This is a genomic window from Pseudomonas brassicae, from assembly GCF_010671725.1.
GTDB classification, from domain to species: domain Bacteria; phylum Pseudomonadota; class Gammaproteobacteria; order Pseudomonadales; family Pseudomonadaceae; genus Aquipseudomonas; species Aquipseudomonas brassicae.
Genome location: NZ_JAAHBU010000391.1, coordinates 1 through 12,638, shown reverse-complemented (window position 1 = coordinate 12,638; position 12,638 = coordinate 1). Strand labels below are relative to the sequence as shown.

General features: G+C 62.1%; 8 protein-coding genes, 1 tRNA gene and 6 pseudogenes. 12 read left to right on the top strand and 3 right to left on the bottom strand.

Annotated features, from left to right (window positions below; all coding sequences use genetic code 11):
* Both G3436_RS22535 and queA read right to left on the bottom strand, forming a co-directional pair.
* The coding region (locus G3436_RS22535; RefSeq protein WP_163949647.1) for a tRNA guanosine(34) transglycosylase Tgt at positions 1-517 on the bottom strand (517 nt) is incomplete at its 3' end.
* Positions 518-531: 14 nt separating this feature from the next.
* A complete protein-coding gene (gene queA / locus G3436_RS22530) occupies positions 532-1,581 on the bottom strand; it encodes a tRNA preQ1(34) S-adenosylmethionine ribosyltransferase-isomerase QueA (protein WP_163949644.1) in 1,050 nt (349 codons plus the stop codon).
* A gap of 108 nt (positions 1,582-1,689) precedes the next feature.
* Here queA and G3436_RS22525 point away from each other — a divergent pair.
* Positions 1,690-1,773, top strand: a tRNA-Leu gene (locus G3436_RS22525).
* 162 nt (positions 1,774-1,935) lie between these two features.
* Positions 1,936-2,983, top strand: a pseudogene (locus G3436_RS29240) (tyrosine-type recombinase/integrase).
* A 57-nt stretch (positions 2,984-3,040) separates the two neighbouring features.
* Here G3436_RS29240 and G3436_RS22515 read toward each other — a convergent pair.
* The gene (locus G3436_RS22515) at positions 3,041-3,982 is read right to left on the bottom strand and encodes an AraC-like ligand-binding domain-containing protein (protein WP_163949641.1); all 942 of its coding nucleotides are present in this window, start codon (positions 3,980-3,982) and stop codon (positions 3,041-3,043) included.
* Between the two features lie 522 nt (positions 3,983-4,504).
* Between G3436_RS22515 and oxdA the strand changes: the two are divergent.
* The 10 genes and pseudogenes from oxdA to G3436_RS29075 all read left to right on the top strand — a co-directional run.
* Positions 4,505-5,562: pseudogene (oxdA, locus tag G3436_RS22510) on the top strand (aliphatic aldoxime dehydratase).
* Between the two features lie 93 nt (positions 5,563-5,655).
* Positions 5,656-6,522 (top strand): transporter, encoded by an 867-nt coding sequence (locus G3436_RS22505; RefSeq protein WP_163949638.1) that lies wholly within the window; start codon positions 5,656-5,658, stop codon positions 6,520-6,522.
* A 37-nt stretch (positions 6,523-6,559) separates the two neighbouring features.
* Positions 6,560-7,085: pseudogene (locus G3436_RS28640) on the top strand (group I truncated hemoglobin).
* Between the two features lie 188 nt (positions 7,086-7,273).
* Positions 7,274-8,788: an amidase gene (locus G3436_RS22495; protein WP_163949635.1), complete on the top strand. Its 1,515-nt coding sequence runs from the start codon at positions 7,274-7,276 to the stop codon at positions 8,786-8,788.
* Positions 8,789-8,875: 87 nt separating this feature from the next.
* A complete protein-coding gene (gene nthA, locus G3436_RS22490) occupies positions 8,876-9,457 on the top strand; it encodes a nitrile hydratase subunit alpha (RefSeq protein WP_163949632.1) in 582 nt (193 codons plus the stop codon).
* A 37-nt stretch (positions 9,458-9,494) separates the two neighbouring features.
* Positions 9,495-10,156: pseudogene (gene nthB, locus G3436_RS22485) on the top strand (nitrile hydratase subunit beta).
* Positions 10,153-11,415, top strand: a complete 1,263-nt coding sequence (locus G3436_RS22480) for a GTP-binding protein (RefSeq protein ID WP_163949629.1) — start codon at positions 10,153-10,155, stop codon at positions 11,413-11,415. The pseudogene nthB and the gene G3436_RS22480 overlap by 4 nt, the downstream one beginning before the upstream one ends.
* 13 nt (positions 11,416-11,428) lie before the next feature.
* A pseudogene (locus G3436_RS29085) lies at positions 11,429-11,962 on the top strand (PAS domain-containing protein); the annotation flags it as partial.
* 221 nt (positions 11,963-12,183) lie between these two features.
* Positions 12,184-12,378 (top strand): annotated as a pseudogene (locus tag G3436_RS29080) (PAS domain-containing protein); the annotation flags it as partial.
* Between the two features lie 42 nt (positions 12,379-12,420).
* The coding region (locus tag G3436_RS29075; RefSeq protein ID WP_243667265.1) for a methyl-accepting chemotaxis protein at positions 12,421-12,638 on the top strand (218 nt) is incomplete at its 3' end.

Sequence of the window (12,638 nt, the reverse complement as noted above, 5' to 3'; positions counted from 1 at the left end):
GGGCTTCTTGGAGCAGCTGGGCCCAGCGCAGCGACAGCTCCATGGAGATGCGCGCGACGTCTTCATCGGCCGGGTACGGTGTGCATTCGTCAAAGATCATCACCACGTCCGAGCCCAGGTCGCGCTGCACCTGCATCGACTCTTCCGGGCCCATGAACACCTTGGAGCCGTCGACCGGCGAGGCGAAGGTCACGCCCTCCTCCTTGATCTTGCGCATGGCGCCCAGGCTGAACACCTGGAAGCCACCGGAGTCGGTGAGGATCGGCCCTTGCCACTTCATGAAATCGTGCAGGTCGCCGTGGGCCTTGATCACCTCGGTACCGGGGCGCAGCCACAGGTGAAAGGTGTTGCCCAGGATCATCTGCGCGCCGATGGCTTCGATGTCGCGCGGCAGCATGCCCTTGACCGTGCCATAGGTGCCCACCGGCATGAAGGCCGGGGTTTCGACCACGCCACGGGGGAAGGTGAGGCGGCCGCGACGGGCTTTGCCGTCGGTGGCCAGCAACTCGAAGGACATACGACAGGTGCGACTCATGCTTGATCCTCGGGCCCGCGTGGCGCCGGATTGCGGGTGATGAACATCGCATCACCGTAACTGAAGAAGCGGTAGCCGTTGTCCACGGCTGCGGCGTAGGCAGCCATGGTTTCGGGGTAACCGGCGAAGGCCGAAACCAGCATCAGCAGCGTGGATTCGGGCAAATGGAAGTTGGTGACCAGCGCGTCGACCACGTGGAACGGGCGGCCCGGGAAGATGAAGATGTCGGTATCGCCGCTGAATGGCTTGAGCGTGCCGTCGCGCGCAGCGCTTTCCAGCGAACGCACGCTGGTGGTACCCACCGCGATCACCCGGCCACCGCGTGCACGGCAGGCGGCGACGGCATCCACCACATCCTGGCCCACTTCGAGCCACTCTTTATGCATGTGGTGGTCTTCGATGCGTTCCACGCGCACCGGCTGGAAGGTGCCGGCGCCCACGTGCAGGGTAACGAAGGCGGTGCTCACGCCTTTTTCGGCGATCTTGCCCATCAGCGCTTCATCGAAGTGCAGGCCGGCGGTTGGCGCGGCGACGGCGCCGGCGCGTTGTGCGTAGACCGTCTGATAGCGCTCGCGGTCGGCGCCTTCGTCGGGGCGGTCTATATAAGGAGGCAACGGCATGTGGCCGACGCGGTCGAGCAGCGGCAGCACCTCCTCGGCGAAGCGCAGTTCGAACAGCGTGTCGTGGCGCGCGACCATCTCGGCTTCGCCGCCGCCGTCGATCAGCAACTGCGTGCCAGGTTTGGGCGACTTGCTGGAGCGTACGTGGGCGAGCACGCGGTGGCTGTCGAGCACGCGTTCGATGAGGATCTCCAGCTTGCCGCCGGAGGCCTTCTGGCCGAACAGGCGGGCTGGGATCACCCGAGTGTTGTTGAACACCATCAGATCGCCCGGGCGCAGATGCTCGAGCAGGTCGATAAACTGGCGGTGCGCCAGCGTGCCGCTGGGCCCGTCTAGGGTCAACAGTCGGCTGCTGCGCCGTTCGGCCAGTGGATGGCGGGCGATCAGGGAATCTGGGAGCTCAAAGGAGAAATCGGCGACGCGCATGATGGTGTTCGGTTTGGCAGGGCCGCAAAGTTTAGCGGAAAGCTGCAAAATTGACCATGAAAGCTGATTGACCAACGGTAGGCGCCTCTCTATACTTCGCCGCCACAAGCCCTGATGGCGGAATTGGTAGACGCGGCGGATTCAAAATCCGTTTTCGAAAGGAGTGGGAGTTCGAGTCTCCTCGGGGCACCATCTGCAGTACATAGACGACTACCAGCGTCTACACAACACCCCTAAAGCCCGCTAACTGCGGGCTTTTTGGTCTCTGGGGTTCCACCCCATCTCTTGCAAGCCAGCCTCTTTTGGGTACATTTTCTGTACAGATTCCAGTTCGAGAACCGGAGGTGTACAGCGATGCCATTGACCGCCTTGCAAATCAAAGCATCCAAGCCTGCCGACAGACCGTTCACGTTGAGTGATAGTTCGGGTCTTGCCCTGCTGGTAAACCCAGTGGCAGCAAGTACTGGCACTTCAAGTACAGGTATCAGGGTCGGGCGGCGCGCATGTCACCGGGCGTGTATCCGCATATCTCCTTGCAGGAAGCTCGTGAACGAGCTGCAGAATGCCGCAACCTACTCAAGCAAGGCACCAACCCCGGCGCCAAACGCCGCGATGACAAGCTGCGACAGCAAGAGGCCGGGCTCAACACCTTCAGGCGAGCCGCGGAGTACTGGTACCAATTCAAAGCAGACTCCGGCCGCAGCAGCGCGACGCTGAAGAAGATCCGCGACTATCTCGATAAGGATCTACTACCCGCTCTCGGCGAGAAGCAACTGGAGCTCATCACGCGAAGCGATTGCGCGCGGCCTGTGCGAACACAATCCAGCCTCCGAGCGCCATGCCATTGCGATAGCTCCACCGCCCACTCAACACTACCCGCATCTGCACGAACACGAACTACCTGAGTTTCTTCGCGCCTTAAGCAAGACCACCAGCCGGCTACCAGCGAGGATTGCATCATGGATGATAATTCTGACGGCCAGCCGCCCCGGCATGGTTCGCTACGCAAAATGGGAAGAGATCGATTTCGAGGAAGGGATATGGACCATCCCGGCCGCCCGCATGAAGATGCGCAGAGACTACGTCAGCCCTCTACCTCATCAATTGATCGCCATGTTTACCAAACTGAGCCAAAGCACTGGCCGCAGTCGGTATCTATTCCCTGGCAATGGTGAAAAGCAGCCAGTCATCAGTGAAAACACGATCAACCTAGTGTTCGCCCAGATAGGCAATAAAGGGCGACTCGTCAGCCATGGTACTCGTACATACCGCAAGCACGCTGCTACGCGAACATGGCTGGTTGAAGGACCATGTCGAAAGCCAATTGGCTCACGTCGAGGACGGCATCTCTGGTGAGGACAATCAAGCCCTATACCTACCACAACGTCGGATCATGATGTAGTGGTCGTCGCGCAAACGCGGAGAGCCGTCGACGTCGCGCCTCTCGCATCTGCAATCCTCACCCCCCACTCCCCCGCAACAATGTATGCGGCGCCACCCCAAACGCCTTCCGAAACGCATGACTGAAATGCGAAAAATCGGAAAAGCCAAACTCCAGCGCCGCCTGTGAAACATTCCTTACCTGTCCACACTCAATCGCCGTACGGCTAGCGTTCAGCCGCTCCTTCCAGATCTCGGCAACCGGTGACTTCTGGTACCGGGCAAACGCCCGTGTCACCGTACGTGTCGACACATGATGCGCCACGGCAATCGACTCAAGCGACAGCTCAGGCTCCGTCAAATGTCGCTGAATGTAGTTCATGACCCGCCCATAAAGATCAAGCTCTTGATGGGTAGTCTTCAGGTCCTGTAGCTCCAGGCTAAGCACCAGCAGCTCAATGATGGTGTTGGAGTAGCGCCGGGAGACCCCTTCGCCCTGCAGCAAAGCGGCAGAAGTGGTCGCCTGGCCAATCATCTGCCGCAGCGGGATCACGCCGGGGCGTGCTTCGTCTAGCACCAGCGCGGTGAAATCGCCAATACGTGGCAGACGCTGGGCGAGTAGCGGTCGGGGGATACGGATCAAGTGGTTCTCGGTACCACCCAGGCTGAAGCGGAACGGTTGGGTTGCGTCGTAAAGAAACAGATTGCCGGCGCTGAGGCTGGCTTTGCGAGTGTGTTGTTCAATTTCGCCGTGGCCGTCGAGGGTGAAACCGAGCCAGATATCTTCGGCGGGGTCGCTGCGCAGGTGCTGCTCAGAGCGCACCCAGTGGTGCAGCGGCGACGACAGGGTGGTGATGTCCAGGGGGCCAATTCCGTTGACCTGCAACGCACCTTCGAAATCGCTCTGCGACGAGGGTTTGCTGTCTGCCGACAGGCAATGGCGGCAGACCACTTCTCGCCAGTAATCAAAGCGGCGAGCGGGTGAAACGGCAAGGGTGGAATACTGGTTGGTCTCAGCCATGATGGCGCTCACGTTGATGCAACAACTTGAGAAAATGGGGCACTGTTACCCTGGGTGGCACACGCAATAAACACGCCATCGGCATGCGCTGACGCGAAGGTATCTACTGCCTGATGGCGCAAGCGTGTGCCTGTTTACAGCATCACCCTCCCTACCCATTTCAGGGCAAAAACCCTGTTTTGCGCGGTGCGCCGCACCATCGCGGTTCGTGCCTAAGCGGGTGCTTTGGCGCTGTCTTTTCCAACCAAGTGGTTGTCCTTGCGAACAAAGCGGGGCTGGTCAGTCCTGCCTAACTTTGACCTTACGGTATCTCAGCAACCTACGCCGATGAGGTGAGCCCATGCAATTCAAACAACAGCAAGTGGCCGACGAGTTCAGGTGGCTGCATATGCGTGACCTGGCGCCCGAAGAGTTTTTGTCGTGGCTGCTCGAGTGGGGGGCGTGCGCAGTGCGGGTTCGGCAGGCGAATGCCGCTCATATTAATGAGCGTGTGCCCGAACCTAAAATAGCAAGGAGCCTGTGATGGAGTCTGCAATCGACAAACACCTCAAGTGTCCGCGGACGTTGTCGCGCCGGGTGCCTGACGATTACCAGCCACCCTTCCCGATGTGGGTCGGCGCGCCGATGAGCAGTTGACTCAAGTGGTGATGGCTTACTTGGGCGTGCAATACAAAGGTGATGGCCAGCGCGAACAGGCCTTGCAGGCGATGCGTGACATGCTCGCCAGCTTCAGCCTGGCCAACGGCCCGCTGACCCACGACCTGACCCACCACACCGACCGCAGTGGCTACGACAACCTGATGATCGTCGGCTACTGGCAGGACGCTGGCGCCTATTGCCGCTGGTTGCGCTCAGCCGAGGTGGATGGCTGGTGGAGTTCGCCGCAGCGCTTGAATGATGGCCTGGGTTATTACCGCGAGATCTCCGCGCCGCGGGCTGAGCAGTTCGAGACGTTGTACGCGTTTCAGAACCAATTGCCCGGGGTCGGGGCGGTCATGGACAACACCAGTGACGAGATCGAGGAGCACGGTTACTGGGGCTCGATGCGCGACCGTTTCCCGGTGTCGCAAACGGACTGGATGAACCCCAACGGTGAGCTACGCGTGGTGTCTGGCGACCCGGCCAAGGGCGGACGGGTGGTGGTGATCGGCCATGACAATATTGCCTTGATTCGCTCGGGCCAGGATTGGGCAGCAGCGGAGGCGGCGGAGCGCTCGTTGTACCTGGATGAGATCTTGCCGACCTTGCAGGACGGTATGGATTTTTTGCGCGACAACGGCCAGCCGTTGGGCTGTTACAGCAATCGCTTCGTGCGCAATATCGATGCGGACGGCAACTTCCTCGACATGAGTTACAACATCGGCCACTGGCGTTCGCTGGAAAAACTCGAACGCTGGGCTGAATCTCACCCGACCCACCTGCGCATCTTCGTCACCTTCTTCCGGGTGGCGGCGGGGCTTGAGAAGTTGCGGCTGTACCACGAGGTGTCGGTGTCGGATGCGAGCAGCCAGGTGTTCGAATACATCAACTGCCACCCGCACACCGGCATGTTGCGCGACGCGCAAGTAAGCGCCCACTAACAGCGAACTCCACGTTTAGCCCTGCACCTGCCGTTATTACGGCAGCGGGGCTCTTTTTGCCCGCTTTTCTTGCCCAAGATGAGGACTTAGTCCATGAAACAGTTCCGTTATCTGATGCTCGCGGCGGCCGTGCCGAGCCTATCTGCGCACGCGGTCGAAGTGGCTCCGGGGGATTATGAAATTCTGCCGGTGGGTGCAACTGTCGGTTTGCTGTACTACCAGCATTCCACCACCGACAGTGCCTACGCCCAGGGCCACAAGGCCAGCTCGGATTTCAACCTAACCTCCAATGTTGGCATCTTGCGGCTGCTGCACGTCTATCAATTGACTGAGCGCCTGACCATCTCGCCACAATTTCTGCTGCCGTTCGGCGGGGTTTCCAGCGGCGGTGACGCTTCAGCCCTGGGCGACACCAGCGGCGTCGGTGACCTCACCGTGACGGCGCCGCTGAAGTATCGCCTGAACGAGGCCAACGACACGGTCGGCGCAACTGTTTACATCACCGCCCCGACGGGCAACTACGACCGCAAGAACGCGCTCAACTTGGGCGAAAACCGCTGGAAGGTCGATCTGCAGAGCGCGTACATCAAGCACTTCGGCGAGAAGTGGGCGGTCGACCTGGTCGGCGATGCGATCTGGTACAGCGACAACGATGACTTCACCACCAATTCGGTGCGCCGCGAGCAGGATGTGTCCTACGCCGCGCAGTTGATGGGGCGCTACATCATCGACCCGGGCACGTCCCTGGCAGTCGGTTTTGGCCACACCTGGGGCGGGGAAACCCAAGTAGCCGGCACCGCCCAGGACGACCGCGGCGAAACCACCAACTTGCGCGTCACCGCCACCAAGTTCTTTACCGCTCAGGACCAACTGCAGATGCAACTGGGGCGTGACCTCGCGGTAGAAAACGGCCCGAAAGAAAACTTCCGCCTGAACCTCAGGTACGCCCGGGTCTTTTAACCGTCTGCACACCCTCAACTGAATGGAGCATTCGCACATGACTGACCAACACCCATCTACTGAACAACAACCTTCGCTGTACACCCGCCTTGGCGGCTACGACGTCATCTACCAGTTTGCCGGCGCGGTATTGCGCAAGACCATGGCCCACCCGGCGATTGGTCATATCTGGGCGCATATGTCCGAGTCGACCTTCCAGAAAGAGCACATCAACTTTGTCGACTTCCTCTCCCAGCACTGGGGGGGGCAGCGCCAAGTACCGGGGCCGCGACATGGTCACCGCACACCGCGGCATGGGCCTGACCGAGGTGCACTGGCAAGCCACGCTGGATTGCCTGGAGGAGTGCTACAACGACTACAACCTGGCGCCGGAGCTGCGCAAGGAGGTCAACGATTTTCTGGTCAAGTTCAAGCCCGCGGTGATCGGCAGCCCGTCCTATCGCGACGTGGTGCTGGCCAACCCTGAGATGGACCCAGCCAAAGGCATGAAGAGCGTTGGCGTGGTCTGGCCGGCACGCGGCGACGCGTCGGCGCAAGCCGCCGTGCCCAAGCTGGAGCCGTAACCCCGCTCGGCCACCCAGATGACGCTCAGCACCTGGCGCAAGGTAGTCCTTCTCAACCAAGCGACTGTCCTTTTCAACCAAGTGCCGCCCGCGCGCTGGCGCTAGCTTAATACCAGGCCCCGCCGCGGCGAGCCTCTCGAACAGCCAATTGCCGGCCCCTGCGGGCTGGCATCGGAACAGGACACACCATGGCCATCACCCGCCCGACGCTCGAACAACTGCAGGCCCTCGCCAGCCGCCTGCACATGCAGTTGACACCCGAGCAAGCCAGCGAATACCTGGCGCTTATGCAACCCAGCCTCGACGCCTATGACCTGGTCGACGATCTGCCAGACTTCACCCCTCAGGTGCGCTACGAGCGCACTGCCGGTTATCGCCCATCCAGCCGCGAGAACCCGCTGAACGCCTGGTACTACCGCACCGAAGTGATGGGCGCCAGCTCGGGCAAGCTGCTCGGTAAAACGCTCGCACTCAAGGACAACATCTCGCTGGCCGGTGTGCCGATGATGAACGGCGCAACGCCTCTGGCCGGTTTTGTGCCGTCGTTCGATGCCACCGTGGTCACCCGTTTGCTCGACGCCGGAGTGACCATTCTCGGTAAGGCCACTTGCGAGCACTACTGCCTGTCCGGCGCCAGCCACACTTCGGACCCAGCGCCAGTGCACAACCCACTGCGCCCTGGCTTCAGTACCGGTGGCTCGTCGTCGGGCAGCGCGGCGCTGGTGGCAGCAGGCGAAGTCGACCTGGCGGTGGGCGGCGACCAGGGCGGTTCGGCGCGTATTCCTGCGGCGTGGTGCGGCATCTACGGCCTGAAGCCGACCTTCGGGCTGGTGCCGTATACCGGGGTGATGGCGGTCGAGGCGACCTTCGACCATGTCGGCCCGATGACCAACAACGTGCGTGACAACGCGCTGATGCTTGAAGTCATGGCCGGCGCTGACGGGCTTGATCCACGCCAGGGCGCGCCCGAAGTCGATGCCTACAGCAGCTACCTTGATCGTGGCGTGCGCGGCCTGCGCATCGGCATCCTCAAGCAAGGCTTCGAGCTGGCCAACCTGGACCCACGGGTTGCCGAATCGGTGCGTAGCGCCATCACCCAGTTCGAAGCGTTGGGCGCAGTGGTCGAGGAAGTCTCAGTGCCTGAGCACACCCTGGCCGGCACGCTGTGGGGCCCGATCGGCTGCGAAGGCCTGACCATGCAGATGATGCACGGCAACGGCGCAGGCTTTAACTGGAAGGGCCTGTACGACGTCGGCTTGCTCGACAAGCAGGTCGGCTGGCGCACCCAGGCCAACGCCCTCTCGCCTTCGCTGAAGCTGTGCATGCTGGTCGGCCAGTTTGGCCTCGACCACTACCACGGTCGTTACTACGCCAAGGCACAGAACATCGCCCGCTTCGCCCGCGCCGGCTACGACAAGGCGCTGGAGCGCTACGACCTGCTGGTGATGCCGACCGTGCCGATCATCGCCCAGCCGCTGCCAGCGGCGGATTGTTCGATCACCGAAAACGTCTCGCGGGCGCTGGAGATGCTCGGCAACACCGCCGCCCAGGACATCACTGGCCACCCGGCCATGTCGATCCCCTGTGGGCTGGTCGACGGTTTGCCCGTTGGGCTGATGCTGGTCGGCAAGCATTACGCCGAGGGCACTATTTATCAGGCGGCGGCGGCATTCGAAGGCGAGGTGGACTGGCGCACGCTGTAGCGCAAGCAACAGGCGCTGCACCCTGCAACACAACAATTAGATCAACAACAACCTTCAACAACCGTGTTGAACGATAGGAGTAATCCCATGATGGCAACTTCAACCCCGGGCGAGCGGGCGCGGGCACTGTATGCAGTGCTCAAGGACAAAGACCTCATCCCCGAAGGCTATATCGAGCAGCTCACCCAACTGATGGAACACGGCTGGAGCCCGGACAACGGCGCGCGCATCGTCGCCAAGGCCTGGGTCGATCCGGCCTTCCGCGCGCTGCTGCTCAAGGACGGCACCGCCGCCTGCGCCCAGTTCGGTTTCACCGGGCCGCAGGGCGAATACATCGTCGCCCTGGAAGACACCCTGCAGCTCAAGAACGTGATTGTCTGCAGCCTGTGTTCCTGCACCAACTGGCCGGTGCTGGGCCTGCCGCCCGAGTGGTACAAGGGCTTCGAGTTCCGGGCGCGGCTGGTCCGGGAGGGGCGCACGGTATTGCGCGAGCTGGGCACCGAGTTGCCTGAAGACGTGGTGATCAAGGTCTGGGACACCAGCGCCGAAAGCCGTTACCTGGTGCTGCCACAGCGGCCCGCGGGCTCCGAGCACATGAGCGAAGAGCAACTACGGCAACTGGTTACCAAAGACGTGCTGATCGGCGTCGCTCTGCCTCGTGTTGGCTGAGTAAATCCGCCCCCCTTCCCTTTTCGGAGTGTTCAATATGGATGGCTTTCACGATCTCGGCGGTTTCCAGGGCTTTGGCAAAGTGCCCCACCGCATCAACAGCCAGAGCTACAAGCAAGTGTTCAAGCAGGATTGGGAACACCTGGCCTACAGCCTGATGTTCATTGGCGCCGACCACATGAACAAGTTCAGCGTCGACGAAATACGCCACGCCGTGGAGCGCATCGATGTGCGCCAGCATGTCGGTACCGAGTACTACGAGCGCTATGTCATCGCGACCGCCACCCTGCTGGTGGAAACCGCGTCATCACCCAGGCCGAACTGGATGAGGCACTCGGCGCGCACTTCAAGCTGGCCAACCCTGCCCATGCCCAAGGCCGCGCGGCGATCACCGGGCGTGCACCGTTTGAAGTCGGCGACCGGGTCATCGTGCGCGATGAATACGTGGCCGGGCATGTGCGCATGCCGGCCTATGTGCGCGGCAAGCAAGGCGTGGTGCTGCACCGCACCACTGCCCAGTGGCCGTTCCCAGATGCGATCGGCCACGGCGACCGCAGCGCTGCGCATCAACCGACCTACCATGTCGAGTTCCGCACGCAGGACCTGTGGGGCGATGCCGCCGACGATGGACTGGTGGTGGTTGACCTGTTCGAAAGCTACCTGGACAAGCTCGACAGCCCGCGAGCGGTGAGCGCATGACTGCCGGCGCCCAGACAGGCCGACTACCGGTTACGGTCCTTTCCGGCTTCCTCGGCGCCGGCAAGACCACCCTGCTCAACCATATCCTGCGCAACCGCCAAGGTTTGAAAGTGGCGGTGATCGTCAACGACATGAGCGAGGTCAACATCGACGCCGCCGAGGTTCAGCGTGATGTAGCGCTGCACCGCGGCCAGGACGAGTTGATCGAGATGAGCAACGGCTGCATCTGCTGCACCCTGCGCGCCGACCTGCTCGAGCAGATCAGCGCGCTGGCGCGCCAGCAGCGGTTCGATTATCTGCTGATCGAGTCCACCGGCATCTCCGAGCCGATGCCGGTCGCCGAGACTTTTGCCTTTCTCGACACCGAGGGCTTCAGCCTCAGCGAACTGGCGCGGCTGGATACCTTGGTCACGGTGGTCGATGCCAGCCAGTTTCAGGCCCTGCTCGACTCACCCGAAACCGTCGAGAGTGCCGACGCCGCTACGGATACGCCGCGGCGCCCGCTGGCCGATCTGCTGATCGAGCAGGTCGAGTACGCCAATGTGATTCTGGTGAACAAACGCGACCTGATCGACGAGGCGCAATACCAGGTGCTGCGGGCGGTGCTCGCCGGGCTCAATCCAGGCGCGCAGATCCTGCCGATGGTCGCCGGTAATGTTGAACTGTCGAGCATCCTCGGCACCCAGCTGTTCGACTTGCCCAGCCTGGCCGCCGCGCCCGGCTGGATGAAGCAGATGGACGCTGACGACACCCCGACTGCCGAGTCGGACACCTACGGCGTGACCTCGTGGGTATACCGCGAGCGCGCGCCGTTTCACCCGCAACGCTTGCTGAAGTTTCTCTCCCGCCCCTGGGGCAATGGCCGCCTGCTGCGCAGCAAAGGTTACTTCTGGCTCGCCAGCCGCCACCGCGAGATCGGCCTGCTGGTGCACAGCGGCAAACAGTTCCAGTGGGACTTCGTTGGCCACTGGTGGAACTTCATCGCCCCATCACAGTGGCCGCAGGACAAGTATCGCTTGCAAGGGATCATGGCCAAGTGGGACAGCATCGTCGGCGATTGCCGCCAGGAGTTGGTGTTCATTGGCCAGGACCTGGACACCCGGGCATTACAACGCGAGCTCGACCACTGCCTGTTGAGCGCAGACGAAATCGCCACCGGCCCGTCGGCCTGGCCAGCGCTGCCATGGGCGAGCGGCTTTGACAGCCTCGCCGTGTCGGCTAGCCAGACGCAGCCATTACCGGCTGCTGCCGTTATCTAGTTGGAGATGTTGCATGTTGTTTTTTAATCGCACCAGCCGCTGGGTACTGGCCCCGCTCGCCGACCGCCTCGACCAGCCCGATCAGCCAAGCGCGCCGTTGTCGTCGCGCAACCCGCTGTTGCGGCGCATCCTCACAGGCGTCGAGCAATTGCTGCAAGAACGGCGCACGCTCAAAGAGCAGGCGCGCGCGCTTGCCTCGCAGGTGAGCCAATTGGAACAGCGCTTGGCTGACCACGATGAACTCGTACGCCAGCTGGAAGCGCGCTGGACGCTGGTCACGCAAGGTGCAGATGAGCTGTTCTGGCAACTGCGTTTGAACGCCACAGGCACACCTGCGCCGGATTGCGCGATGGAGTGGACACCCTCGGCGTCGCTGCAGGCACCGCACCTGCCTCAGCTGGGCCAGTGGAGCGAACAACTGCACCCAACTGATCGCAACACCCATCTGCATGCCCTGGCCCGCCACCTTGCCGACCACAGCGGGCGCACGTCGTTTGCGCTGGACGTGCGCATGAAATTTACAGCTGGCGGCGACTATCGCTGGTGCCGGGTCAGCGGCAGTTCGCTGCGCGACGCAAACGGCGTTGCAATCGCCACGGCAGGCACCCTGCGTGACATCCATGAGCAGCAACTGCGTATCCAGGAGTTGGAGCTGGCTGCCGAGCGTTTCGATATATCCCGCGAGATGCTCCACGACGGCCTGTGGGATATCGAGGTAGTGGCCGGCGACCCGGCAACCCGAGCAACACCATCTGGTGGTCGTCGCAGATGCGCAGGCTGCTCGGTTGCAGCACCGTCGAGGAATTCCCCAACACCCTGGAAAGCTGGACCTCACGTCTGCACCCCGACGACAGCGCCCGCGCCATCGCAGCCTTTGTCGCCCATGTCGACGATCACAGCGGCAACACCCCGTTCGATGTGGAGTATCGGCTTCGGCACCAAAGCGGCGCCTACCGCTGGTTCCGCGGCCGTGGGCAAACCCGCCGTGGCCAGGATGGTGCGCCGTTGCGGGTAGTAGGGGCTATAACTGATATCCATGCCCGCCATGAAGAAAGCACCATCCGCGAGGCACAGGCCCAGCAACACCAGGTGATGCAGGACACCCTAGGCAAACTGACCCACATCGTCGCCACCATCCAGGGCATCGCCAGCCAGACCAACCTACTGGCCTTGAACGCCGCCATCGAAGCGGCACGCGCAGGCGAAGCCGGGCGCGGCTTTGC

Excerpts from the sequence above, each read along its gene's own strand:
- G3436_RS22480 (WP_163949629.1), top strand. The coding sequence starts at position 10,153 with ATGACTGCCGGCGCCCAGACAGGCCGACTACCGGTTACGGTCCTTTCC.
- G3436_RS22515 (WP_163949641.1), bottom strand. The coding sequence starts at position 3,982 with ATGGCTGAGACCAACCAGTATTCCACCCTTGCCGTTTCACCCGCTCGC.
- nthA (WP_163949632.1), top strand. The coding sequence starts at position 8,876 with ATGATGGCAACTTCAACCCCGGGCGAGCGGGCGCGGGCACTGTATGCA.
- queA (WP_163949644.1), bottom strand. The coding sequence starts at position 1,581 with ATGCGCGTCGCCGATTTCTCCTTTGAGCTCCCAGATTCCCTGATCGCC.
- G3436_RS22505 (WP_163949638.1), top strand. The coding sequence starts at position 5,656 with ATGAAACAGTTCCGTTATCTGATGCTCGCGGCGGCCGTGCCGAGCCTA.
- G3436_RS22495 (WP_163949635.1), top strand. The coding sequence starts at position 7,274 with ATGGCCATCACCCGCCCGACGCTCGAACAACTGCAGGCCCTCGCCAGC.